This is a genomic window from Shewanella zhangzhouensis (assembly GCF_019457615.1).
Taxonomy (GTDB): Bacteria; Pseudomonadota; Gammaproteobacteria; order Enterobacterales; family Shewanellaceae; genus Shewanella; species Shewanella zhangzhouensis.
Window position 1 is genome coordinate 2,580,996 of the sequence record NZ_CP080414.1, and the last position, 24,730, is coordinate 2,605,725.

The following is a 24,730-nucleotide window of genomic DNA, read 5'->3' on the forward strand; positions in this document are numbered from 1 at the left end:
GAAGCGACACGCAGAGATTGCGTCTAACAGCAATGCGCTGAACCATGCCTGATGACCTGCCGTGAGGCACAGTGATCTGAGATCAGGCCCGGAATGCACCGACTTTTCTCCGGTGACCCATTTAAAGAAGAATGACGTCACCATGAAACGTATGCTAATCAACGCAACTCAATCTGAAGAGTTGCGCGTTGCCCTTGTAGATGGGCAACAACTCTATGATCTGGATATCGAAAGTCCAGGACACGAACAGAAAAAAGCCAACATTTACAAAGGTAAAATTACCCGCGTAGAACCCTCTCTCGAAGCCGCCTTCGTTGATTACGGCGCCGAGCGTCACGGCTTCCTGCCACTCAAGGAAATTGCCCGCGAATACTTCCCGAAAGGTTACTCCTTCCAGGGCCGCCCCAATATCAAAGAGGTGGTAAGCGAAGGTCAGGAAGTGATTGTTCAGATTGATAAAGAAGAACGTGGCAACAAGGGCGCTGCCCTGACCACCTTTATCAGCCTGGCAGGCTCTTATCTGGTTCTGATGCCCAATAACCCACGCGCCGGTGGTATTTCCCGCCGTATCGAGGGCGATGAGCGCACTGAACTCAAAGAGGCCATGGCCGATTTGGAAGTCCCTAACGGCATGGGCCTTATCGTGCGTACCGCCGGTGTGGGTAAAGATGCCGCCGAGCTGCAATGGGACCTTAAAGTGCTGCTGCGCCACTGGGATGCCATCAAGGAAGCCTCTGAGAGTGGCCCAGGCCCCATGCTGATCCATCAGGAAAGCAACGTTATCGTGCGCGCCATTCGCGATTACCTGCGCCGCGATGTGGGCGAAATCCTGATTGACCATCCAAAGATTTTCGAACAGGCCAAGCAGCACATAGCCACCGTTCGTCCTGACTTTGTTGAGCGTGTGAAGCAGTACAAGGCCGAAGTGCCGCTGTTCACCCACTATCAGATTGAGTCTCAAATCGAATCTGCATTCCAGCGCGAAGTGCGTCTGCCATCCGGTGGTTCTATCGTTATAGACCCCACCGAAGCCATGACCTCAATCGATATCAACTCTGCCCGAGCCACCAAGGGCGGCGATATCGAAGAAACTGCACTAAACACCAACCTGGAAGCGGCCGACGAAATCGCCCGCCAACTGCGCCTGCGCGACCTCGGCGGTTTGATTGTTATCGACTTTATCGATATGACGCCTGTGCGCCATCAGCGTGAAGTGGAAAACCGTCTGCGTGATGCCGTACACCAGGACCGCGCCCGAGTGCAACTGGGCCGAATCAGCCGCTTTGGTCTGATGGAAATGTCACGTCAACGTCTGCGTCCATCTTTGGAAGAATCAGCCGCACATATTTGCCCACGCTGTCATGGTCAGGGCACTATCCGCGGTACCGAATCTCTGGCGTTGTCTATCCTGCGTCTGATGGAAGAAGAAGCCATAAAGGACAACACATCTCAGGTTGAAGCCATAGTACCTGTTGACGTTGCTGCGTTCCTGCTCAACGAAAAGCGTAAAGCCATTCGTATCATCGAGCAGCGCCACGAGGTTGAAGTGTACGTGATCCCGGATCCGCACATGATGACCCCGGAGTACAAGGTGATTCGTCATCGTCAGGACGATGAAATCGAAGAAGCCAGCTACAAGCGCGTTGAAAAGCCTGAAGCCAAGCTGTATGAGCCTCGTAAACTGGAGCGCGCCCAGGCCCCTGAGCCTGTGCTGAAAGGCTTCTCTGCCCCATTGGAGTCACCGCCAGCCGCAACGCCCAAGGTAGAAGCCAAACCTGTAAAAGCAGCCAGCGAAGCCAAGCCCGGTTTCTTCAGCCGTTTGTTTGCTGCCATAGGTTCACTCTTTGGCGGTGACAACACCGAAACCGAAGAGAAGAAAGCCCCTGCCCGTAATGGCCGTCAGCAGAACACCCGTGGTCGTAACCGTCGCAACGACAACCGTCGTGATGATGGCCGCCAGGAAGGTCGCAGTGCCGATAGCCGCCGTGATGACAGTCGTCGTGAAGAGGGTGACAAACGTCGCAGCTCTGACAGCCGTCGTGGCCGTAATAAGCCAGAGCAGGCCGACGACAAACAGCTGCGCGACAAGAGTGATAAGCCACGTGAAGAAAGACCCAAGCGTGAGCGTGCGCCCAAGCGTGAAAAGCCAGAAACTGTTGAAGCGGCCGATGACGCGGTAGAGCCAAAGCAGGAAGCCGTGCGTGAGCGTCGTCAGCGCCGTAACATGCGCCGCAAAGTGCGTTTGGATGATGGTGCTACCCAGGAAAATCTGGACGCCGTTAACGCGCAGGAATCCGCTGAGGATACTGCCGTTGAGCAAGCCCAGGTTGTGGCCAAAGAAAAGTCAGACGATAAGCAAACCCGCAGCCGTCGTCAGCCTCGCAAGCCAAAAGTGGAAGAAAAAGCCGCTGAAACCGAACTGGACGTCACAGAAACCGCTGACAGCAACAACGCAGCAGTTGCCGCCACTGAAGTGGTCGCCACTCCTGTTGCTGAAGCTGTGAGTGACGTGAACACAGCAGTAACCGACATGCTGGATCCAGACGCTCAAGCCGCTGACGACGCCCAGGACGACACTGACAGCGACGACAAGCCACGCCGTGATGGCCGTGACGGTCAGCGTCGCAGTCGCCGCAGCCCTCGTCATTTGCGCGCTGCCGGCCAACGCCGTCGCCGTGATGAGCAAGAGCAGCAAACCGGCGCCGAAGGTGGTGAACTGGTTCAGCCCGAATTGGCTCAGGCTGAATTGGACCTGCCACAGGCCGATGTTGTTGCTGCCGACGCTCCTGCTACTGCACCTCAGGACCTTGTTGCAGTAGAAACTGCAGCTTCTGAAGTCGTTACTCAGGAAAGCGTTCTCGAGAAGGCCGAAGAAACTGCTGATGTGGTTGTCGTTAACGATACTCCTAAAGCAGAAGCGCCCGTTGCCGAAGCCGTAGCCGTTGACACACCAGCAGAGACAGTGGTGGAGGTTACTCCTGCTGCTGCAGCAGCCGTTGAAGTGCCAGTTGATGCTCCTTCTGCCGCTGTTGAAGCCACAGCTGCAGCCCCTGTTGTTGAAGCCGCGGCAGTTGAAGCCTCTGCGCAAGCGCCGGCTGCGACGGTAGAAAGCAATGCTGTTGAAACCAAGGCTGAAGAAGCTAAAGCTGCTGAACCCAAAGCGGCGGAAAAAGTGACTTCAACTGCCCCGATGGCCAAGCCAGCCGCAGTGATGCCAGCCCGCACCAAAGCGGTTGAAAAACCTGCCACAGAAGTCGCTGCTGATATTGCAGTGACCAAGGCAGCAGCCGCTCCAGCCCGCCCAGCAGGCAGCCGTTTCGGAAGCATGGTAAGTTCAGAAATGACCAAGCCAAGCATTGAAGCCCGCGAACAGGTTGCCACGCCAAAGGGACGTGAGTACGAAGCTGCCAGTGCTGAGGCCAGCAGTGCCAAGGTGCAAAGCAGTAACAGTGCCGGCTCAGATATGGCCCGCCCGTAAGCAGTTAAGCTAACGTTGAGAGTAAAAAGCCGCGCGAATGCGCGGCTTTTTAATTGGGTACGCGGTCAGATTTAGGCGAATACATCGTCCAAGTCCAGGCTAATTTCGGGTTCTAACCCGGAGTGAAATTTGCTAGACTGCGCGGCTTTATTTGTTAACGCCATCACAAACTCGTTTCAGAGGTCTCATGTTTGAGTTAATTCGCCATAAAACCGCCAGCCATAAGGCGGACCTCCTGTCTGGCCTGACCGTGGCACTGGCCCTGGTGCCGGAAGCCGTTGCCTTTGCCTTTGTGGCCGGGGTTGAGCCCATGGTTGGCCTCTATGCCGCCTTTATTATGGGGCTGGTGACTGCCGTGATTGGTGGCCGACCCGGCATGATTTCAGGCGCAACAGGCGCCATGGCCGTGGTGATGGTGGCGCTGGTTGCCACCCACGGAGTGCAGTATCTGTTTGCCGCTGTGGTGCTGGCCGGTTTGCTGCAGGTTGCCGCAGGGATATTAAAGCTGGGGAAATTTATCCGCATCGTGCCCTATCCCGTGATGATTGGCTTTGTGAATGGTTTGGCGATTGTGATTTTCCTGGCGCAGCTGGGGCAATTCAAGGTGCCCGGCGACAATGGCGAGCTGACCTGGCTTTCTGGTGAAGGTCTTTACCTGATGCTGGGTCTGGTGGCGCTCACCATGGCTATTATTCATTTCCTGCCCAAAATCACCACCGCCATTCCATCCTCACTGGCAGCTATTCTGACCGTGACAGGTCTGGTGGTTCTTTTTGAGCTCGATACCCGCACCGTGGTCGATTTCCTTAAAACCATGAGTGGCGATGACAATGCCACTATCGCAGGTAACCTGCCGACCTTCGCCATTCCCCAAGTACCCTTTACCTGGGAAACCCTGCAAATCATCCTGCCCTACTCTGTTATTCTGGCCGCTGTCGGCCTGATTGAGTCGCTGCTGACCCTGACAGTGCTTGATGAAATGACAGGCACCCGTGGCCGCGGCAACAAAGAATGTGTCGGTCAGGGCGTGGGTAACATCACCAGCGGCTTTTTCGGTGCCATGGGCGGCTGTGCCATGATTGGTCAGTCGATGATTAACATCAACTCCGGTGGTCGTGGCCGCCTGTCGGGGATCACCGCTGCGCTGGCGCTGCTGGCCTTTATCCTGTTTGGCGCAGCCTTTATTGAAATCATCCCACTGGCGGCACTGGTCGGTGTGATGTTTATGGTAGTGCTTGGCACTTTCGAGTGGGCGAGCTTTAAAGTGATGCGCAAGGTGCCAAAGCACGATGCGTTTGTGATTGTGCTGGTGACCACTGTGACCGTGTTTACCGATTTGGCGGTAGCCGTATTTGTGGGTGTGATTGTTTCTGCGCTGGTATTTGCCTGGGAACACGCCAAGCACATCAGCGCCCGAACGGTTATCAATGCCAACGGCAGTAAGGTGTATCAACTTAGCGGCCCGCTGTTTTTTGGTTCAGTGTCTCACTTCCTTGAGCTTTTCGATGCCGCCAACGATCCCAAAGACGTGATCGTGGACTTTGGTCAGTCACGGGTTGCCGATCACTCCGCACTGGATGCCATAGACACCCTGGCCGAGCGTTACAATGCTCTGGGCAAGACCCTGCATCTGGTGCACCTCAGCGAAGACTGCAAGGCACTTCTTGCCAAGGCTGGAGACCTGGTGGAAGTGAATCTGATGGAAGACCCCCACTACCGGGTGGCCGACGACAAGCTGGATTGATAGGGTTTTACACCCAATAAAAAAGCGGCCCTCGGGCCGCTTTTTTATTTCAGACCGACGATTTTATTGATGAGTCTATTTCAACGATGAGGCTATTTCAGCAGTGAGGCAAAGGCCTTTTTGAATTTTTCGACCTTGGGTTTTACCACCAGGGCACAGTACCTCTGCTCGCCGTTACGGGCAAAATAGTCATGGTGATAGTCTTCGGCGGGGTAGAACTCATCAAAGGCCACCACTTCGGTCACTATGGGGCTGTCGAACGCCCCCTCCTCGGTCAATGCATCTATCGCCTTGGTTGCCGCCTCGGCCTGCTGTTCGTTATGGGCAAATATCGCCGAACGATACTGGGTTCCCACATCATTACCCTGACGGTTAAGGGTGGTGGGATCGTGGCTTTGAAAGAAGACCTCCAGCAGAGTCTCAAAACTCACTTCTTCAGGCTGATACTCTATATGGACGACTTCCGCATGACCGGTATCACCGTCGCACACTCTTTGGTAATTGGCATCGGCAGCACGGCCACCTGCGTAGCCGGGTTTGACGCTGACAACGCCTTTCAATGCCAAAAAGATGGCTTCAACACACCAAAAACAACCGGCACCAAAGGTGGCATAGGCATTCGCAGCGGGGCGATTCACACTCATGGTTTCCTGTCCCATTTCCATCTCTTCCCGGCTCTTGAACACCATGGACACCGAGTTAACGCAGTGTCTCAGGTTTTTCTCGGTAAGATACTCGCCCTCAAACACATGCCCCAAATGGCCGCCACAGGATGCACAGACTATTTCCACCCTGCGACCGTCTGCATCTGTATGCCTTGCCACAGCGCCGGGAATTTCATCATCAAAGGCGGGCCAGCCGCAATGGGCATGGAACTTGTGTTCTGACAAATACAGCGGCGCATCGCATTTCCTGCAACAGTAAACGCCTTCGGCATTATGCAGATAATACTCGCCACTGAAGGGGCGCTCTGTCCCCTTATCTTCGATTACGTAACGTTCAAATTCGTTCAGCGTTCTCATTGCTACTCCAACGGCTAAAGAAACTCATCCTGAGCTGACCCGGGTTTTCAGCCTTATATTACACCGGGGATCCCACCGGTACTTTTTTACGCCAAAGCAAACACAGAGTTTGCACTCTGCTACGCCCCCGACTAGACTCTCGCCCGGGGTTAAACCACAACAAAAAGAAAAGAAAACATAACATGAAATTGGAAACTATTGATTACCGCTCGCCGGACGCGGCAGCACAATTCGTTCAATCATTGCGGGATACCGGCTTTGGCGTGCTGTCAAACCACCCTATTCAGCAATCTTTGGTCGAAGCCATTTACAAAGATTGGTACGAATTCTTCCAGAGTGATGCCAAGGATGAGTTTCGTTTCAATCCCGAAACCCAGGACGGATTTTTCCCGGCCGATGTGTCGGAAACCGCCAAGGGTCACAGTGTAAAAGACATAAAAGAGTACTACCACGTTTACCCTTGGGGTCGTATCCCTGATAGCCTCAGGGCCAACATTCTCGCCTACTATGACCACGCCAATCAGTTGGCCGCTGAATTGTTGTCCTGGGTTGAAGCTCACAGCCCGGATGAGGTGAAGGCTCTGTTTACCGAGCCACTGCCAAACATGATAGATGGCAGCCAAAAAACCCTGCTGCGTGTGCTGCACTATCCACCCATGAAGGGTGATGAAGAGCCGGGAGCCATCCGCGCCGCGGCCCATGAAGACATCAACCTGCTTACCGTGTTGCCTGCCGCCAATGAACCCGGGCTGCAGGTAAAAGCCAAAGACGGTAACTGGCTGGATGTACCTTCAGATTTTGGTAACATTATCATCAACATCGGCGACATGTTGCAGGAAGCCTCCGGCGGTTACTTCCCATCGACCTCCCATCGGGTAATCAATCCCGAAGGCATGGACAAAACCAAGTCGCGGATTTCCCTGCCACTGTTTTTACACCCTCGCCCTGATGTGGTGCTGTCAGAGCGCTATACCGCCGACAGTTACCTGATGGAGCGTCTGCGCGAGCTTGGCGTCATCTGATGATGACCAAAAAGCGTCCCGAGGGACGCTTTTTTTGTGCCTGATGGCGGATACGGGTAGACTATGCGCCCCAAGACAGAGGCAAGCAGGATTTAAACAATGGCGATTCAATGGTATCCGGGACACATGCACAAGGCACAAAAGGAAATTGCCGAAGCCATGCCCCAGGTCGATTTGGTAATAGAGGTACTGGATGCCCGCATTCCCTATTCCAGCGAAAACCCCATGGTTGCCAAACTTCGCGGTGACAAGCCCTGTATTAAGCTGCTGAACAAATGCGATCTTGCCGATCCGGCCACCACAGAGGCCTGGATAGCACACCTTGAAAAAGAACAAGGGGTGAAGGCCATGGCCGTCACCACCTTGCAGCCCGGTCATCTGAAAACGGTTATTCCTGAGCTTGTGCGCAAGCTGGTGCCCGAGCGTGACCGCGCCGATAAAGACATACGCACCATGATTATGGGGATCCCCAACGTGGGAAAATCCACCATCATCAATACCCTGGCTGGACGGGTGATTGCCAAAACAGGTAACGAGCCTGCTGTCACCAAGGCGCAGCAGCGCATTAACCTCAAAAATGGTATTGTACTGTCGGATACGCCGGGCATTCTGTGGCCCAAGGTGGACAACGAGGCCAGCAGCTATCGTCTGGCTGTGACCGGCGCCATCAAAGACACCGCCATGGAATATGAAGATGTTGCGCTCTTCGCCGCGGCCTTTTTCCGTGACGCTTATCCGGCCGAGCTGAAAGAACGTTATAAGCTCGATGAACTGTCCGATGACGATGTGGCATTGCTCGAAGACATTGGGCGCAAACGGGGAGCGCTGCGAAGCGGAGGTTATGTAGACCTGCACAAAGCCGCCGAACTGCTGCTGCACGAATTCCGGAGTGGCAAACTGGGGCTGCTGAGTCTCGAGACCCCCGAAATGGCCGAAATCGAAAAGGCCGAAGTGGAGCGGATCCTCGCAGAGAAAGAAGCCCTGCGTCAGGAGAAACTGGCGGCCGAAAAGCTGCGCCGCTCTGGTAAGCGCCATAACAACTAAGTACCAAGCAACCAGGCGTTAGCCTGAGCGCCCGTGCCGGCGTTAAGCGATGTACTCAAACCAAAAAAGGGCCTGATGGCCCTTTTTTGATGTTACTTTTCCGACGCCTTGATGGCAGCTATCAAGGCATCGCTGCTGTGTTCCAGCAGGTCCAGTACTCGCTCAAACCCTGCGTGCCCGCCGTAGTAGGGGTCGGGAACTTCCTCAACGTCTGACTCGCCAAAGCTTAATATGAGCCGCAGCTTGTGGCTGAATTCAGCAGGACAGCGGCGACTTAGCTCAGCAAGGTTATCCTTGTCTGCGGCAAGAATCAGGTCGAAGTGCATGAAGTCGCTGTCCTTCACTTGCCGGGCCCGCATCCCTGAGAAATCATAACCCCGAGCTTCACCAGCTTTTACCGAGCGGACGTCCGGGGCCTCACCCTGGTGGTAGCCTATGGTGCCGGCAGAATCAATCACCAAATCAAGTCCTGCGCGGATGGCACGTTGCCGAAACACTGCTTCGACACTGGGAGAGCGGCAGATATTGCCCATACATACAAATAGAATCGAACCGGGTGTGTTGGTCATGGATGTCTTTGTCTCTTAACAGCGGGAGTTCATTCCATCGGACGAACACGGAGAAATCGCGCGCCCTTGGGAAGCCCTTTATCGGTGAGCCCATGATATTGAAAAGTGACCCAATCGCCAACGGCAGGTGGATGACGACGCTCTTCGAGACTGAAACCAGAGCCCAGGAAAAACTCTCTGCCATCCACAAGGCGCAGCTGTAACGCTCCCATCATGCCCTCAAATTGGCCTTTTCCCGGACGGTAACCAATCACCTGCCCTTCGGTATCATTCAGGGGCTTGAGCTTGATAAGCAGTGGATTGCGACCATCGATGTAAACGGCGTCTTCCCGATGCAGCATCAAGCCTTCGCCCCCTTTTTTAATGACGGCTTGAAAATAGGCGTTAAGCTCAGAGAGATGTTGGAAACGCCTTTGTTCCAGGAGCTTGAGCGGCGTATTTTTATCGGTGAGTCGAGCTTTCAACCACTTGTAACGTTCTGCAAATCCGAGCCCGGGTTGGGGTGTGTCAAACACCATCAACTGCACCTGATACCAATCATCATCACGACCGCGTGAACGCACCAATCCACTCAACCACTCAAAACGGCCTCTGCCGGCCCACAACTCGCCATCGAGGAGAACATCTTCCGGCAAGGCTGCAGTAAACCAGACGGGCGCTGCGATTAAATTGCCAGAGCGGGTGACCAGCGTTTGGCCGGTCCAGCGAGCCCTGACACCATCCAGTTTTTCGCTCACCAGATATCGAGGCAACTCGGACTCCGGGGGTAAAGCCTTACTGGACGCGAGCTGCAGTGAGCCCGCAAGAGGCGCCGAACCGTTTGGCTGGTTTGCAACTGTTGCTGTATTTGAGGGAGCAGGAAGGGCCGTAACTACCACGGCTGAGTGAGCAAACGAAGGTACCAGCGCCAGAAAGGAAAGTAAGAGCACAACACCGCAGACACCCTGTATTATCCTTAAGGCAACAGTGAGCGCCATATCATTGCCTTCAGAATTTACCAGGCGCAACATGCCCTTTAACCAAAACCCAGGTTTCATCGCAGCCTCCCTGCGCGACTTGTTCACACACGCTTAAGTTATAGCCCATATCCCATGGGCAGTGAGCTGCACATCACAAGACCAACAGCGGCGACAGAACTTTCCATAACTTCACAGCTGCACATCTGAGCTACACATCTGAGCTACAACATCAGCGCTACAACATCTACACACGTCCCTGTGGCGACCTGTTCTTATCGCTGCGGCTGCATTATACTGGCGCCTTTTTATGGCCAGCCGCGCTTTTGCTGAACGTTCAGCATAAAGGCGTCGCCTTCGGCCATATTTGAGCCCGACGATTGGGCTTGGCAATTTGGGGGAACACATGAAACCAGCCAATAACCATGGCATCAGGCGCGTTATTCGTGCGACCGGATTTTCTTTTAAAGGCTTAAAGTCAGCCTGGGTTCACGAAGCGGCCTTTCGGCAGGAACTGATCCTCGCATGCGTGATGGTGCCGTTGGCACTGTGGCTGGATGTGAGTACGGTTGAAAAATTACTGATGATCATGGCGGTGTTCATTGTGCTCATCACCGAACTGCTGAACTCTGCCATAGAAGCGGTTGTGGACCGTATCGGGGATGAAATCCACCCCCTCTCGGGTCAAGCCAAGGACATAGCGTCGGCAGCCGTGTTTATGAGTCTTGCGCTCTGCACCCTGGTGTGGGCCTTTATCCTGCTGCCGCTGCTCTGGTAATTGCTGCACTTTTCACTCAGGCGCTGAGTTCTTCAGCGCCTTCATCAGACTCCCGCGCCAGAAAACTCACGGCCCGCTCTATTTGCGATAGTCTGTCATTTTGCGACCAATACACGACATACACGTTACGGGGAATGGAGCGTGCGCCTTCCACCCGATATAACTCACCCCGCTCAAGATACGGGCTCACCATGTGATCCGGCAAAAACGCACTGCCGCCATTATTGAGCACGAAATCCAGGGCGATGCGCGATGAACTGGTGTGCAGCACAGGCAGTGGCATGTCGCCAAATTCCTGTGCGTGAAGGATATTGAAAGCCGTACCCCAGTCGACCTTAATGTAATGGTGCTTAAGACACTCCGACAAACTGAGTGGACCGATACTGGACACCAGCCACAACTGCACCACGCCGATACGGATCTGTTCAAAGTCTTCCATCTTGGGCGGGTCGAAGGAAATTGCCATGTCCAGGGTGCGCTCCATCAACTGACGGGTCATCACATTCTGGGGCAACACTTCCGTACGTAATGCCACGCCCGGCAAGCCTTTGTGCAGGGATTGCAGGTTGCCCTGTAAAAACGCATCCCAGATGTTGGGACCGGCGCCTATGGTCAATTGTGTCGATTGCAATCGACTTAACGACACGTCCTGCTTGGCGCGCTCCCATGCTGTGAGTACCGCTTCGGCATGATTCAGCATGCGCTCGCCGGCCGGTGTTGGCTGAATATTGTTCCGTTGGCGCTCAAACAGCTCCACCCCGAGAATAGTTTCGAGCTGCTTCACCCGGAAGCTGACTGCGCTTCGGGTAAGATAAAGATTTTCGGCAGCTTTTCCGAAATGGCGGGTACGTGAAACTTCCAAAAAGGTTTTCAGCAGATCTGTGTCCATAAAATTTCTTTGACCAACAAGACCAAAATTTTTTGATTCCTAATTCAAGGATACTAGCCAATACTCCAGTTGCAAATTATCCCACAGCTTAGGTAATCATCGCTATCAGCTTTTGTTGTATGGAAGGAAAAGACAATGTCAGAACAGTTAGTTGCCAGTAAAATCTATCAGGGTATGCCCGAATCCGCCCCGATGAGCTTTCTGAGTCAAAGGCGCTTTTATGACGATGCCAATTTCCCCAAGGGGTTTCGCCGCAGTGGAGACTTTACCAACAAAGAAGCCGAATTGTTGGAATGTCATGGTCTGGCGATGAAGGCGCTCGCCGATGGCACTCGCCTGCCTTCGACTGATGAAGAAGCGCAATTTGTCGATGTTGTGCGCGGGAACAAGTCCGCCAGTAGCATACTTGAACAGATCTGGTTAAAGTATTGCAAGCTGGCTCAGGGTAAGCCTTTCTACGCGGTCGTTGGCACAGTCCACGCCCCCGCAGTGGCACCTGAGGCTGAAATTGAACTCGATGATATCGACGATGACGAGGTTTCTGATGACGAGGAACCCGAGGACACACCATGACGCTTAAGGCGAATATCTGAATGCGCGGCTGGATTTTATACAAAGAAACCGCGACTCAGCTCAAACCCGAACTGTACGAAATTCAACGTCTGTTGGACGCCGCCAAGGCGGACAACATAGATCTTCAGGTCTATGCTCCGGACGAGTTTGATTTGACCGTTACCCGGGAAGACAACAAGAGTATTTTGCTTAATGGGCAGCCAGTTGAGCTGCCCGATTTTATTATCCCCCGCATGGGTTCAGGCACCACCTATTTTGCGCTGGCGATAATTCGCCACCTGGAGCGCTTGGGGGTATACAGTCTCAACTCATCACGGGCTATCGAGACCGTAAAAGATAAACTCTTTTCACAGCAGCTATTGGCGGAAAAAAATCTGCCAACCCCCAAAACCATGTTGGTGAAGTTCCCGGTGGATATCGAACTGGTGCAAAGCCATTTGGGCTTTCCGGTGGTGATAAAGACCTTGTCGGGCTCTCAGGGCAGTGGTGTGTTTTTGTCACACAAACCAAGGGAGTTTGACGACCTGATGCAGTTGATTGAGGCCACCAATAAAAATGCCAACATCATACTGCAGGAGTTTATTGCCAACAGTCATGGCCGGGATCTGCGGGTCTTTACCATTGGCGGGCGAGTCGTGGGCTGTTTTGAGCGGCGCGCAGCAGAAGACAGCTTCAAAGCCAACGTCAGTGCCGGTGGTGCCGCGCTCCCCTTCGAGGTGACCCCAGAAATTGAATGGCTGGCCACCCAAACTGCTAACATTCTTGACCTCGACGTTGCCGGAATCGACCTCTTGTTCGACAACGGTCACTACAAAATATGTGAAGCCAACTCCTCTCCGGGATTTGAAGGGCTGGAGTCCTGTCTCAACGTGGATATCGCATCACAGATCCTCCACTTTATTCGCATCCGGCTTGGGATGTTCAATAAAGAAGACCAAGCCTCAATATGAGAACAAAAGCACCCTTAGGGGTGCTTTTTTGTTCAGGGTCAAAGTTTTTCACAATTTTGCAAACAAATGTTTCACAATCTTTTGCCTTTGTGGTTAAACTGCAGTGCGGCAAAAAGTGCATAGACACAGCCGTCCGGGTAACAGCTAACGACATAATAACGACAAAGCAAGATTTCAGGAGCGACAATGCGGGCAACTTCGACCCTATTGTTAATGGCATTGGCAGGATTTAGCCAGTGTGCGCTCGCCAAGGATATGACCCTCCGGGTCGGTGGATTTTACTCTCAGTCTGATTCCAGCATAGACGTAACCGATCCTGTGATCGGTGAAGACTTCCGCCTGGATTTCGAGAGCGACCTGCAATTAGCCGAAAACCAGTTCCTGCCCTTTATTGAATTCGAATACGCCTTTGGCGACAGACACAATGTCTACTTAGACTGGAAACGTCTGCATCGCAGCGCCGAAACCAGCGCCGTCACCCGCCCATTTGATGTACAGATTGACGATACAGTCTATTCCGTAAAGGCCGGTGGCCAGCTCAATACCACCCTGAATATTGATGTGCTGCGTCTTGGCTATGGTTACGATCTGCTGCAAGGTGACAATTACAGCCTGGGAATTACCCTGGGGTTACACACCATGTTCATCGAGTCGGTGTTTGAGGGCGCAATTGGCGCCTGTCTTGCCACCGAGCTGGATGGCGACCTGTGTAGCCAGCGCCCTATTCCGCGTATTGTGGAAAACAGCGTCACTGCCCCACTGCCGGATATTGGTCTGGTTGGTCATTACGAGTTTTTGCCCGGCTGGCGCTTCTCGGCCCATGGTCAGTACTTCGCCATCAAACTCGATGATCTGGAAGGTTCACTGACCGACATCCGCGCCGGTGTCAGTGCCGATCTGGGCGAGAGCTGGAGCCTGTCACTGGCGTACAATTATTACAAAGTCGATGTGGATGTGACCCAGTCTGCTGAAAACATCAAAGTGGCCGATTACAACATCTTCTACAAATTTGTCGGCCCAATGATTTCAGTTAGTTATCGCTTTTAAGCAGTTTCCAGTCCATTAAGGCCCTCAGGGGCCTTTTTTATTGCCGCATTTTCGCTTGATTACTTCAGAGCCCTGATTGCTTCAGGACCCTGATTACTTAAGTACCCTGATGACTTAGGTGCCCTGATGTCAGCCAAAGCCAGTGAGGCCCCTGCAGCCCGCCAACCTCTGCAGGTTTACTCACAGCGTGTAAATTCAGGTGAGTTTCCAAGGCTGGCACTAATAAGCAGAGCTTCATCACCCTGCAGGAAACCTTCGGTTTCAACCGTCTGGGTTCAGGGCTATCATAGCCTTATCGCTTCCTCTTTTTTCGTCGGAACCGTCCATGGGCGAAAAGCCACCCGCCACTGCAATGGCCCCCAGTGATCTCGTGCAAACCGCCGCCGGGCGGTTGAAAAAGGCCGTTCCTTTGATGCTAAAACATCAAATCCCCACCACGCCAATAAACTATGCCCTCTGGTACACCTATGTGGGCGAGCAGCAACCCGAGCTCAACAAAGCCCTGGACGACCTGGTGGCCCAGTACCACACCCTGCCACCTGTCAGCGGCGAGCTCTTGTATCGTGAACATCTGGCCGATCCGGTAGAGCTTGATGTGCGGGATATGCGCCAGAATCTTGAGGCCATGGCCACCGAGCTTGGCAACCAGCTTAAAGACACCAACCTGGATGCCACCGCATTTCAGCAAAAAATCGACGCCAACTTTTCGCGACTGGAACGCATAGACAACGAGAGTCTGAGTCTTGAACAGGTGCTGAATCTGGTCCGTAATCTGGTTAAAGAATCCGACGCCATCCGCGAGTCCACCAGCTACTTCACCGGCCAGCTTGCCAAAGCGCAGCAGGAAATCGATTCCCTCAAACGGCGGCTGGAAGAGAGTGAGAAAGACATCTTTTTCGATGCGCTCACGGGGTGTCTCAATCGACGAGCCTTCGATGCAGACCTTGCCGGCTTGCTGGCACAGGCACCTGAAGGCTGTTGCCTTATCCTGTGTGATATCGACCATTTCAAGCACTTTAACGATAACTATGGCCACCAGCTTGGCGATCAGGTACTGAAGCTGGTGGGCAAACGCCTCACCGAAGCCTGCCGGGACGGCGTGAAGTGCTACCGTTACGGCGGTGAGGAATTTGCCCTGCTGGCTCCGTCAAGCAATCTGCGCATCGCACGTCAGTTGGCGGAAGGCATTCGTCGTGGCGTGGAAAAGCTGACACTCAAGGACAGACGCAGGGATGCCCGCATCGATAACATCAGCGCTTCGTTTGGTGTGGCTCAGTGGCAACCCAAAATGACCGCAAGAAGCCTGATTGAGCGCGCCGACAAGCAGCTTTACGAAGCCAAACGCCTTGGTCGCAACAGAGTCATGCCTATCTCAGGCTGACCACCATGGCCTTCGCTGCCGCATCCGGGCGACTCCATAAATCGTCCGGTTCGGCCACCACCACAAAGCGTTCATTGGCTCTGTCGCTTAAACCATAAAAGGGATAACAGGTAATCAGGGTTAACCTGTCGGTCACCTGCTCTAACACAGATAATTCCCGCTCCGACACCACTGAGGTGTATTTCACCCGATACTGCTGCAATTCACCGCGCATATTCTCCAGCAGCAGTTCATCCCCCGGCCCCACCTCGCGCAAAATGGCGAAATGGGTGTCTCTGTGCCCGGCAATCACGGTGTTGCCGCCATCTCCCGGCGCCGCCGTCTCTTCCAGCCAGCCCGGGGCAAACGCCAGGTTGCGACCATTGGCCCCCGCCAGAATATAAAAGCTTTCACTGCTTGCCCCTTCGCGCCTGAGTTCCAGCCTCGCAATGGGGTAGGTATCGGCCCAGCCCCAAGGTTTATGGGGTAAACCATCTTTGAGGCTCTGCTCCCAGGCACTGGCAATCAGGTACTGGGCAAGTAATGCTTTTGCCTGCATATATCCTCCAAAACTGATAAGAACAACTCCCGATAACAACAGCAGCGGCCAGCGTCTGCGGGGTCTGGAACCAAATCTAAACCGCTTCATCTTCCCGCCTCCACGCTGCGGCTCCGATGGCAATCAGCACCAGCATGCCACCGGCCAACATCAATCCCAGGCTGCCCGACGCGGTTTGGGGCAATCTGCCGCCCTGCCAGCCATTGGGCGTCGCCTCCGGTAACCTGGCATCCAGTCCCTGGCCGTGTGAGACCCGGGTTTTATCCACGGCAATCAGGCTGGTGTGGGCTGTGACCAGGTGATATTCCAGCCCCAAAGCCACGGTGGCAGCGCGCCGCTGGGTGGGTGTTAATGTCTGGCGGGCAAGGTCATCAACGCGGGCTTTGCCATACTGCAGATCAAGGCCGCTGCCATTGGGTACAGGACGAGGAGTAAGTTTGCGCTCCCAGGTTTGGCCGTCGGTATTGCCTTTGACTACGATGGGCATCAGCGTATCGGGCACGGCTCTGAGGCTCAGGTTAAGAGCCTCGCCCGCATATAAGTCGGGCAATACTGCAGGCACGGCATCCACAGGCCGACCGTCAGCCCAGGTCACAGAGAGGTCACTGACCACCGGGTGCTCAATACGGCTTAGGAGCTGATTCATATTCTCTGCCACTTCACCGCCATGACCGATAAAGGTGAAGCTGCCACGTCCTGCGGCGGCGGCACGGCTCATGAAATAACCGTTTGGCGCGGCGCCGATGGCCACGGGGAAAAGCCGCGATTGTCCAAGACGGCGCTCAATCAAACCAAACAGCGCATCTTCCCCGTTGACAGCGCCATCCGTGATAAAGAGCACCTGCCGTAACCGTTTTGTGTCAGCGCTTCCCCGGGTAGGCATTTTAAGGGCAAGCTCCAGGGCAGATGCCATCTCAGTACCGCCATCCGCCTCGAGGCTGCGCACAAATTGCTGCGCCGCCCCCAGATTAAATGCCGTGGCGGGTTTGGCATCGGGCCAAAGCGGCCTTGCCTCATTGGAAAATGCAATGATATTGAAGCTATCCTCTGGCCCCAGACCGCCCAGCGCGTGGATAAGGGCGCTTCTGGCCTGCACCATGGAATCTCCTGCCATGGAGCCGGAGGTATCAATCACCAGCACCAGCTCCCGCGCCAGCCGATTGGCCAAATCGGGTTGCGGTGGCATAAAGGCCAGTAAGCCGTGGCTGTAGTCACCCTGCACAACATCCACCCGGGCATATTCATCCTGAGCGGCTCTATCCTGAGCAGTTTCATATTGAGTGTTTGTGATTGCCACAGCTCCGGGATAGCTGTAGCCCGGTTGCACCAAAAAGTCTGCAACCGGCTCATTGCCCTCATTAATTACCCAGGACAGCACCAGATCCCTGTCTGCCTCGGTGTCAGGACACAGTGACAACTGCCAGCCACCTTCGCGATAACTCTGCTCACACAAGCCATGGGTTGGACTTTCTACCGCCGCAACAGCAAAGCCAAAAATACTGGCGCTCAGCGACAGCGAGGGTGTTGGGGTGTCTGCCTGAGCCTCTGTCCGGGTGGCGGGCCAAAAACCTGCGGCCGTAAGATGATTACCGCCCGCAGCCCCCAATTCCCCGGATATTGGGGACTCATCTGACACTCCATCCTGCGCCGACAGCAGCACAGCTGATGCGCCATATCTAGGTGTCTGCGCAGTGGGGATTCGGAGCTCAACCCGGCCCGCTTGAGGACGCAGAACCTCCTGATAATCGATGCTGACGGTGAGGGTTTCGCCGGGCATGAAATTGGCAATCCGCGTCGAAAAAAGATTACTTTCACTGTGGCTCACCAGACTCGCCCGTTTCCCGTCCCGCTTTGCCTGTTGGAATACCCTCTCCGCGTGAGCTTTTTCCTGAATGTCCCCTTCAATCAGGCGTTCGCCGATGGTAAGGCGCATACCACTTACCGCCGCATTGGGCGCCAGCGCAAAGCGGTAGTGGCCGTTTATTACCCGATTACTGTGATTTTTAAAAGTTTGAGACACAGTGACCCGGCTGACCAAGGCACTGACCTTAACCGTGTAGCGGGTATCGAGTGCAAGACTGACGCGCTCGGTACCATCGTCTTCAAACACCAGCTCACCGCCATGGCCCGGCGCTATGATATCGCCGGGTGCGGGGCCAGCCATTTGCCTATCAATAGGCTCAGCAATTGACCCGGCGCGAGGCAAGGCAACGGGCTGTGCGCCGCTGGCAACACTGGCATTGACTGCGCCTGGTGCCATCAGCACCGCCATCACCGCCAGCGCAGTCAGGCCTCGTTTCGTCTCCAATGCAGACGCCACTTCTGCAAACGTCACTGCAGGCGCCGTCTTCCCTGGTCTGTGTATCATGCTGTTATCCTTGGAACCCTTCATTACCCTTGCCCTTCCCTTGGGATTACCCTCGCCAGTCATTGACTGTTTATCAGTGTGTTGCCGCCATACTGGTATCCGCGGGAACCAGTTCGAGGGTCACGCGCCGGTCAAAAAAGTCACTTTCAAAGCCCGCATCAGCACTGAGAGGCGCTGTGGCGCCAAAGGCCTGTCCCTGGAGTCTGTCTGATGCCACACCGGCACTGACGAGATAGGCTTTCACATTGGCGAGGCGCTGCTCAGACAGGGCCTGGTTGTAGTCACTGTCTCCACGGCGGTCGGCAAAGCCTTTCAAATCGATAACCAGATCAGGCTGGGCTTCCATCACACGGGCAACGGCCTGCAGTTGGTTTTGAAAATGCGGTTCAATCTCCGACGAGCCGGTTTTGAACTGCACATTGAGCCCCAGCGTAAGCTCGGTCAGTTTGGCCTCACGGGCCGTTTGCAGGGTATTCAGCTGGGCGCGGGTAATGGCATAGTCACTGGCGAGGGCATCATAATTGGCACTTTTTTGAGCCAAGCGTTCAATTTCGGCATCCTGGGTGGCGAGAGCCAGCTTATGGTCCTTAATCTCTTCCTCATCACCGACGGATTTTCCGATAATGCCACCGGCAAAGGCGCCTATGATGGCGCCTACGGGTCCACCCACGGCAGCGCCAATCAGGGCACCTGAGCCCAAACCGACAAGTTCTTCGTTATGGTCGCGCTCAGCGGCATTGGCCGCAGGTGCAATCAGAGCCAGAGAAATAACTGAAGCGAGTAATTGGGTTTTCATAAGTCATCATTCCTTGTTGGACTGCCGGACCTGCCGGCCTGTTGGTGATGAACTTATTTAACCCCCCGCTCGTGGCAATCAAAGGGAGTAAAAATGGCGCTTTGCCTATCAATTGTGGCAACAAAATGGCAATCACAGCCCCAGACTTTCAATGGGGCTAAATTGCTGTATAGTCAGCCATAGATTGAATTAGCCCCTGCAAAAATTGGCCTCGCGCCCGCTGTTATTGAGTCACGCCATGAAACGAATTGCCATCGTCGAAGATGAAGCCGCCATCCGCGAAAACTACAAAGATGTGCTCCAGTCCCATGGGTATCTGGTGCAAACCTTTGCCAATCGTCCCGATGCCATGCTGGCGTTTCAAACCCGGCTCCCGGATTTGGCCATCATAGATATTGGTCTTGGGGAAGAAATCGATGGCGGGTTCACCCTGTGTCAGGGACTCAGAGCCCTGTCGCCCACCATACCCATTATCTTTTTGACCGCCCGCGACAGTGACTTTGATACTGTGACCGGCCTTCGGCTGGGGGCGGACGACTATCTATCCAAGGAAGTGAGTTTTCCGCATCTGCTGGCACGGCTGGCCGCCCTGTTTCGCCGCTGTGAACAGCTTAAGGCACCGGCTACACCGGATAACCTGATGACCCGTGGGCACCTGACCATAGATGCCAACCGAATTCAGGTGTACTGGCGCGACGAGCCAATTGAACTGACGGTGACCGAATTTTGGATGGTGCATGCCCTTGCACGACATCCGGGCCATGTGAAAAGCCGCACCGAGCTGATGCAGGAAGCAAAAATCTACGTGGATGACAGCACCATCACCAGCCATGTAAAGCGCATTCGCAAAAAGTTCATCGCGGCCGACACCGAGTTTGATTGCATAGATACCGTCTATGGCATGGGTTATCGCTGGGACAGCCAGAGTTCATGATCCGCCTGCCACTGGGCCTTCGCGCCAAAGTCGTTATTCTCTCGCTGTTTTTGCTGTGCCTGCCCTGGCTTGGCTACCAATATGTGTGGGAGATGGAAAAGTATCTGCGTCACGGCCAGGAACGAACCCTGGAGGGCACCACCCAGGCACTGGCCACCGCGCTGCACGAGCGCCCGCGGCTGTTCGACAGTCAGGCGAGCTTTTTATCCCAGGTGGAAAAACGCAAAGATCTCTATGCCCACCCGCTGTCGGGCCCCATTCAGCTCGACGGAAAACTGGATGATTGGGAGCCTTACCGCAGCAAGGCAATGCACTATGGTGCAGATATGCAGCTGATGAGAGACTCACAAAGCAACCTCAGCTTCAACCATATGATTGGCCGATACGGCAATTACCTGTACGCCTTTTTTGAAGTCACCGACCCGGCGCCTGTGTATCGAGGTCGCAACAGTCTGAGGGTGGACAGAAACGATCACCTGGCCATCGCTACCCTCGATGGCAGCAATTTTTTCCACCGCTACGTGGTGGCCACACAAAAAGATGGCTGGGTGAACGCGTTCGAACTGCCTGGTGACCCTCAGCTCAGTTTGCCCGCACTGCCAGAGGTCCGTATTCAGGGGCAGTGGCACACCACGGCTCAGGGTTACAACATCGAGCTCAGGATCCCGCTGGAGATGCTTGGCGGTAAAATCAGCTTTGCCCTCCACGATGTCAACAGTCCCAAGAGTCGCGATCTGGTCGGGATAACGGGCACCTCCCGTACCGACAGCCCCGATAATCTGGGGACTGTACTGGTGCCTTCTCCGGAAATTGAAGCCATCATCAAAGGTATGGGGCACAACAGCGCCCGTATCTGGGTGGTGGACAGACACGGGCGGGTGCTGGCGCGCTCCGGTGATATTAAAAACAGCGACAGCATCTGGACCAAGGCCATAGGGAATGAACGTCCCGAAGGCGCTTTTGAGCATTGGGTACAGGAGTATCTCTACCCGCTTTACTATCGGGTGCTCACCAAACCGCCTGAGGACTTTATCGATGGTCTGCAGGACTCCACTGAGCTCGAAGGCAGCCACATTCAGCGGGCGCTTTCCGGCAAGCCCGGCAGCACCTGGCGCCTGACCCCGGACAACAAGGCCGTGGTTCTGGCGGCGGCCAGCCCCATTTGGATTGATGATAAGGTGATGGGCGCCGTGGTGGCCGAAGAAACCACCCATGGGATCCGCACCTTAAGAAACCGTGCTCTGGAGAAGCTTTTCAATGTGATCCTGACCATCATGAGCATGGGCACGCTGGCACTGTTTTTCTTTGCTTCCAATATCTCAAGCCGTATTCGTAATCTCAGGGATCAGGCAGAAAGCGCCATTGATGCCCAGGGGCGGGTCAAGGCCAGCATCAGTCCGTCACAGTCGCTGGATGAAATAGGCGACCTGTCGCGCTCACTGGCTGGCATGGTGCAGCGTTTGTCCCAGTACACCCATTATCTGGAGAATATGTCGTCACGATTGGGCCACGAGCTGAGAACCCCGGTGGCCGTGGTGCGTTCAAGCCTTGAGCATCTCTCTATGCTGAGCCTTGGGGACGACAGGCAAAAGTACGTCGACCGTGCCCAGGAAGGCGTGAGTCGCTTAAGCCTTATCCTCGCCAATATGAGCGAAGCCACCCGTTTGGAAGAGTCTTTGTCTCAATCCGACAAGGTACGTTTCGATGCCAAGACGGTGATAAAGGGTTGTGTTCAGGGCTACCAAATCACCTACCCAGGCGTTGCGTTGGCGCTGACGATTGAAGAGGGAGGCTACCCGGTGCGCGGCGTGCCCGAGTATCTGGCGCAGCTCATGGATAAGCTGATAAGCAATGCACTGGAATTTATGACGCCGGATACGCCCATCAATATCAGCCTCAGTCACAGCCATAAGAAGCTCAAGCTCAGCGTCATGAATCAGGGGCCGCTGCTGCCTGAGGACATGGCAGAGCGCATCTTCGACTCCATGGTCACTGTGCGTCCACCGGCGCAGGATAATAAACCGCACCTCGGATTGGGTTTGTATATTGCACGGCTGATTGCGGAATTTCACGGCGGCGATATCAAGGCAGAAAATCTCGCCGGTAACGACGGTGTCCGACTATCCGTGTCAATGCCGCTTGAGTCTGCACCTTGACTGAACCCAAACGCCCTCAATTAACGGAATGACTGAGCGGCTCTGAGGGCAAGCAGGTTAAACCTTGCCCTGTTTACGCCACTCTTGTAGCTTTGCAGCGTGAACCATGATGTATTCATCCTGGTACATGTATTAAGGGATTATCAGGGACGCATAATGAAAAGTACGGACAAAATCACAGCCTCACATGTTGCCACTGTTGCTCAGCCACGCATCAAGCATGGGGTGAAGGCACTTGCCTTAACTTCCCTGCTCGGTGTGGCCGCCTTTTCAAGCAGCGTCCAGGCCACAGTCCAAAACGCACAGTTATCCCAACCACATGCTCCCTGCGTTGATGACAAGTGGCCAAAGTCTCGACTGATAAGCCTTGCCAGCAACCAGTTTGAGCTGCCGGATGCCGACCGGGAAACCATGGTATTGAGGCTGGTCAGCTGCCTTGCAGAAACCGACCCCGAGCTTAGAGACTCGGTCGCCTTCAATGGATTAAGCCATTGGCTCAGGGCAAGCGCCCTTGAAAAAGAGACGGTGAACGGCCTTTATACAAGGCTATCCAAAGAAGTCCGGCAGCAAAAAAATGACCCCGATGGTGTCTACTTTCCCTTTGCCATACTGACCCTGTCGGAAGTGGCCAGAGTCGACAGGGTAAGCCCATTTCTTGAATCTGCTGAGCGGGATGCCTTCAGTAAACTGGCCGCAGACACCATGGCGTCAACCCGGGATTATCGCGGCTTCGATGACACCCTCGGCTGGCGCCATCAGGTGGCACACAGCGCCGATTTGCTGCTGCAACTCATCCTCAATCCGGCGCTGTCACAGGCATCCATAATGCAGCTGGTTGAATCATTACAAACCCAGCTCAGTCCGGCCGGGCATTTTTATGTCTATGGCGAGCCGGAGCGGCTGGCCCGTCCGGTGCTCTACGCCATGCTAAGGGACGATATTCCAGAGGAATTTTGGCACAGCCAATTAACCAAGTGGAGCACGCCTACCCATATCGACAGTTGGGACAAGGCATTTACCTCCAACACAGGGCTTGCCGAGCGCCATAATCGCCGGGCATTTTTCAGTGCCCTGCTGCTTGGTGTATCTGGCAGCAAGCAGCCCAGGTTGCTTGCGCTGCAGCCCGCCATTCAGGCGGCAATGAAAAAGCTGCCCTGACACAGATGGTCTGGGGCAGTATCTCAGTTTAATTTAGCCATCCATATGGTAAGATGGCCAAATTCTCATTCCAGGGGCAGGACGCAGCATGTCAGATAAACCCATGAAAACCGCCACGAAAATCGTAAGTCTTGGCCGCGAAAAGAAATACAGCAAAGGGGTGATCAATCCACCCGTGTTTCGCGCCTCCACCATAGTGTTCGACACCATGGACGAAATGCGCCACGCCGCCAAAAATAAACACAACGGCGAAATGTTTTATGGCCGCCGCGGCACCCCAACCCATTTTGGCTTTCAGGCCGCCATCGCCGAGCTTGAAGGCGGTGCGGGCACGGCACTTTACCCCAGCGGCGCGGCCGCCATTTCTGCCAGCTTATTGGCCTTTCTCCAGGCAGGCGATCACCTGCTGATGGTCGATAGCGTGTACGAACCAACCCGGGATCTGTGTGACAAGGTCCTCAAGGGCTACGGTATTGAAACCACCTACTACGATCCCTTAATTGGCGCCGGTATTGAGGCCCTAATTCGCCCCAATACCAGAGTGCTCTTTGTCGAGTCCCCGGGCTCCATCACCATGGAAGTGCAGGATGTGCCTACCCTCGCCCGCATTGCCCATGACCACGGCCTGGTGGTGATCCTTGACAATACCTGGGCGTCCCCCATTAACAGCCGCCCCTTCGAACTCGGCGTAGATATTTCCATTCAGGCGGCCACCAAATACATCGTCGGCCACTCAGATGTGATGATGGGCACGGCGACTGCCAGCGCGAAGTACTGGGACAAACTGCGTGAGCACAGTTACCTTCTGGGGCAAACCACCTCGCCGGATGACGTTTACCTCGCCGCGCGCGGCCTGCGTACCCTGGGGGTTCGCATGGCACAGCACGAAAAAAATGCACTCACTGTGGCCAACTGGCTCAAGACCCGTCCGGAAGTCGACCACCTGCGTCACCCGGCTTTTGAAGAATGCCCGGGCCATGAGTTTTTCAAACGGGACTTTTCTGCCAGTAACGGGCTCTTTTCCTTCGTGTTAAAGCAAGGAACTGTGGAGGCGGTCACCGCCATGGTCGAAGGCATGAGCCACTTTAAAATGGGCTTTTCCTGGGGCGGTTTTGAGAGCCTTATCCTCGGGGTAACCGGGATACACAACATCCGCTCGGCCACCCGCTGGGACAGCAGCAAACCCCTTATTCGTGTGCACATCGGTCTGGAAGACCCTGAAGATTTGATTGAGGATCTCAGCGCCGGGTTCGCACGTTTCAATGAGGTCATGGCCAAAGATTCGCAAGGGTGAAACTTGCAGGTTTGAGGAGATGCAGGCCGTTTC

The 24,730-nt window shown here is 54.6% G+C and carries 20 protein-coding genes; 13 read left to right on the top strand and 7 right to left on the bottom strand.

The genetic code is table 11. The annotated features are described in order from the left end of the window. Positions 1–142: 142 nt before the first annotated feature. The gene (rne, locus tag K0H63_RS11175; RefSeq protein WP_220064752.1) at positions 143–3,478 is read left to right on the top strand and encodes a ribonuclease E; all 3,336 of its coding nucleotides are present in this window, start codon (positions 143–145) and stop codon (positions 3,476–3,478) included. A 187-nt stretch (positions 3,479–3,665) separates the two neighbouring features. Then, positions 3,666–5,222: a SulP family inorganic anion transporter gene (locus K0H63_RS11180; protein WP_220064753.1), complete on the top strand. Its 1,557-nt coding sequence runs from the start codon at positions 3,666–3,668 to the stop codon at positions 5,220–5,222. A 92-nt stretch (positions 5,223–5,314) separates the two neighbouring features. On the opposite strand, the gene K0H63_RS11185 is transcribed toward K0H63_RS11180, so the two are convergent. Further along, complete coding sequence (locus K0H63_RS11185) at positions 5,315–6,244, bottom strand: bifunctional methionine sulfoxide reductase B/A protein (RefSeq protein ID WP_220064754.1); 930 nt, start codon at positions 6,242–6,244, stop codon at positions 5,315–5,317. A 182-nt stretch (positions 6,245–6,426) separates the two neighbouring features. Here K0H63_RS11185 and K0H63_RS11190 point away from each other — a divergent pair, with 182 nt between their 5' ends. Together K0H63_RS11190 and ylqF are read left to right on the top strand one after the other, a co-directional pair. Then, positions 6,427–7,266 carry an isopenicillin N synthase family dioxygenase gene (locus tag K0H63_RS11190; protein ID WP_220064755.1) on the top strand — a complete coding sequence of 280 codons (840 nt, stop codon included), beginning with the start codon at positions 6,427–6,429 and terminating at the stop codon, positions 7,264–7,266. A gap of 99 nt (positions 7,267–7,365) precedes the next feature. Beyond that, entirely contained in the window at positions 7,366–8,310 is a 945-nt protein-coding gene (ylqF, locus tag K0H63_RS11195) for a ribosome biogenesis GTPase YlqF (protein WP_220064756.1), read from the top strand. Positions 8,311–8,402: 92 nt separating this feature from the next. On the opposite strand, the gene K0H63_RS11200 is transcribed toward ylqF, so the two are convergent. Together K0H63_RS11200 and K0H63_RS11205 are read right to left on the bottom strand one after the other, a co-directional pair. Beyond that, positions 8,403–8,879 (bottom strand): low molecular weight protein-tyrosine-phosphatase, encoded by a 477-nt coding sequence (locus K0H63_RS11200; protein WP_220064757.1) that lies wholly within the window; start codon positions 8,877–8,879, stop codon positions 8,403–8,405. Positions 8,880–8,908: 29 nt separating this feature from the next. Then, positions 8,909–9,916 (bottom strand): DNA ligase, encoded by a 1,008-nt coding sequence (locus K0H63_RS11205; protein ID WP_350355110.1) that lies wholly within the window; start codon positions 9,914–9,916, stop codon positions 8,909–8,911. Positions 9,917–10,241: 325 nt separating this feature from the next. Here K0H63_RS11205 and K0H63_RS11210 point away from each other — a divergent pair, with 325 nt between their 5' ends. Further along, positions 10,242–10,613 carry a diacylglycerol kinase gene (locus K0H63_RS11210; RefSeq protein WP_220064758.1) on the top strand — a complete coding sequence of 124 codons (372 nt, stop codon included), beginning with the start codon at positions 10,242–10,244 and terminating at the stop codon, positions 10,611–10,613. A 16-nt stretch (positions 10,614–10,629) separates the two neighbouring features. On the opposite strand, the gene hdfR is transcribed toward K0H63_RS11210, so the two are convergent. Continuing rightward, on the bottom strand, positions 10,630–11,502 hold the full coding sequence (gene hdfR / locus K0H63_RS11215; RefSeq protein WP_220064759.1) for an HTH-type transcriptional regulator HdfR: 873 nt from the start codon (positions 11,500–11,502) through the stop codon (positions 10,630–10,632). Between the two features lie 135 nt (positions 11,503–11,637). On the opposite strand from hdfR, the gene K0H63_RS11220 reads away from it, so the two are divergent. The 4 genes from K0H63_RS11220 to K0H63_RS11235 all read left to right on the top strand — a co-directional run bounded on the left by K0H63_RS11220 (position 11,638) and on the right by K0H63_RS11235 (position 15,453). Then, complete coding sequence (locus K0H63_RS11220) at positions 11,638–12,075, top strand: MaoP family protein (RefSeq protein WP_220064760.1); 438 nt, start codon at positions 11,638–11,640, stop codon at positions 12,073–12,075. A gap of 20 nt (positions 12,076–12,095) precedes the next feature. After that, the gene (locus K0H63_RS11225) at positions 12,096–13,025 is read left to right on the top strand and encodes an ATP-grasp domain-containing protein (RefSeq protein WP_220064761.1); all 930 of its coding nucleotides are present in this window, start codon (positions 12,096–12,098) and stop codon (positions 13,023–13,025) included. A 186-nt stretch (positions 13,026–13,211) separates the two neighbouring features. After that, positions 13,212–14,072 carry a porin family protein gene (locus tag K0H63_RS11230; RefSeq protein ID WP_220064762.1) on the top strand — a complete coding sequence of 287 codons (861 nt, stop codon included), beginning with the start codon at positions 13,212–13,214 and terminating at the stop codon, positions 14,070–14,072. A 325-nt stretch (positions 14,073–14,397) separates the two neighbouring features. Then, positions 14,398–15,453, top strand: a complete 1,056-nt coding sequence (locus tag K0H63_RS11235) for a GGDEF domain-containing protein (RefSeq protein ID WP_220064763.1) — start codon at positions 14,398–14,400, stop codon at positions 15,451–15,453. On the opposite strand, the gene K0H63_RS11240 is transcribed toward K0H63_RS11235, so the two are convergent. The 3 genes from K0H63_RS11240 to pdsO all read right to left on the bottom strand — a co-directional run bounded on the left by K0H63_RS11240 (position 15,440) and on the right by pdsO (position 19,155). Then, positions 15,440–15,991 carry a class GN sortase gene (locus tag K0H63_RS11240; protein ID WP_258405571.1) on the bottom strand — a complete coding sequence of 184 codons (552 nt, stop codon included), beginning with the start codon at positions 15,989–15,991 and terminating at the stop codon, positions 15,440–15,442. The genes K0H63_RS11235 and K0H63_RS11240 overlap by 14 nt on opposite strands. A 76-nt stretch (positions 15,992–16,067) precedes the next feature. Further along, the gene (locus tag K0H63_RS11245; protein WP_220064765.1) at positions 16,068–18,359 is read right to left on the bottom strand and encodes a marine proteobacterial sortase target protein; all 2,292 of its coding nucleotides are present in this window, start codon (positions 18,357–18,359) and stop codon (positions 16,068–16,070) included. Positions 18,360–18,432: 73 nt separating this feature from the next. Continuing rightward, positions 18,433–19,155: a sortase-associated OmpA-like protein PdsO gene (pdsO, locus tag K0H63_RS11250; protein ID WP_220064766.1), complete on the bottom strand. Its 723-nt coding sequence runs from the start codon at positions 19,153–19,155 to the stop codon at positions 18,433–18,435. Between the two features lie 238 nt (positions 19,156–19,393). Here pdsO and pdsR point away from each other — a divergent pair, with 238 nt between their 5' ends. The 4 genes from pdsR to K0H63_RS11270 all read left to right on the top strand — a co-directional run bounded on the left by pdsR (position 19,394) and on the right by K0H63_RS11270 (position 24,697). After that, a complete protein-coding gene (gene pdsR / locus K0H63_RS11255; RefSeq protein ID WP_220064767.1) occupies positions 19,394–20,089 on the top strand; it encodes a proteobacterial dedicated sortase system response regulator in 696 nt (231 codons plus the stop codon). Further along, positions 20,086–22,245 (top strand): proteobacterial dedicated sortase system histidine kinase, encoded by a 2,160-nt coding sequence (gene pdsS / locus K0H63_RS11260; RefSeq protein WP_220064768.1) that lies wholly within the window; start codon positions 20,086–20,088, stop codon positions 22,243–22,245. The genes pdsR and pdsS overlap by 4 nt, the downstream gene beginning before the upstream one ends. 156 nt (positions 22,246–22,401) lie before the next feature. Beyond that, positions 22,402–23,403, top strand: a complete 1,002-nt coding sequence (locus K0H63_RS11265; protein ID WP_220064769.1) for a DUF2785 domain-containing protein — start codon at positions 22,402–22,404, stop codon at positions 23,401–23,403. Between the two features lie 88 nt (positions 23,404–23,491). Continuing rightward, on the top strand, positions 23,492–24,697 hold the full coding sequence (locus K0H63_RS11270) for a cystathionine beta-lyase (protein ID WP_220064770.1): 1,206 nt from the start codon (positions 23,492–23,494) through the stop codon (positions 24,695–24,697). Positions 24,698–24,730: the final 33 nt, after the last annotated feature.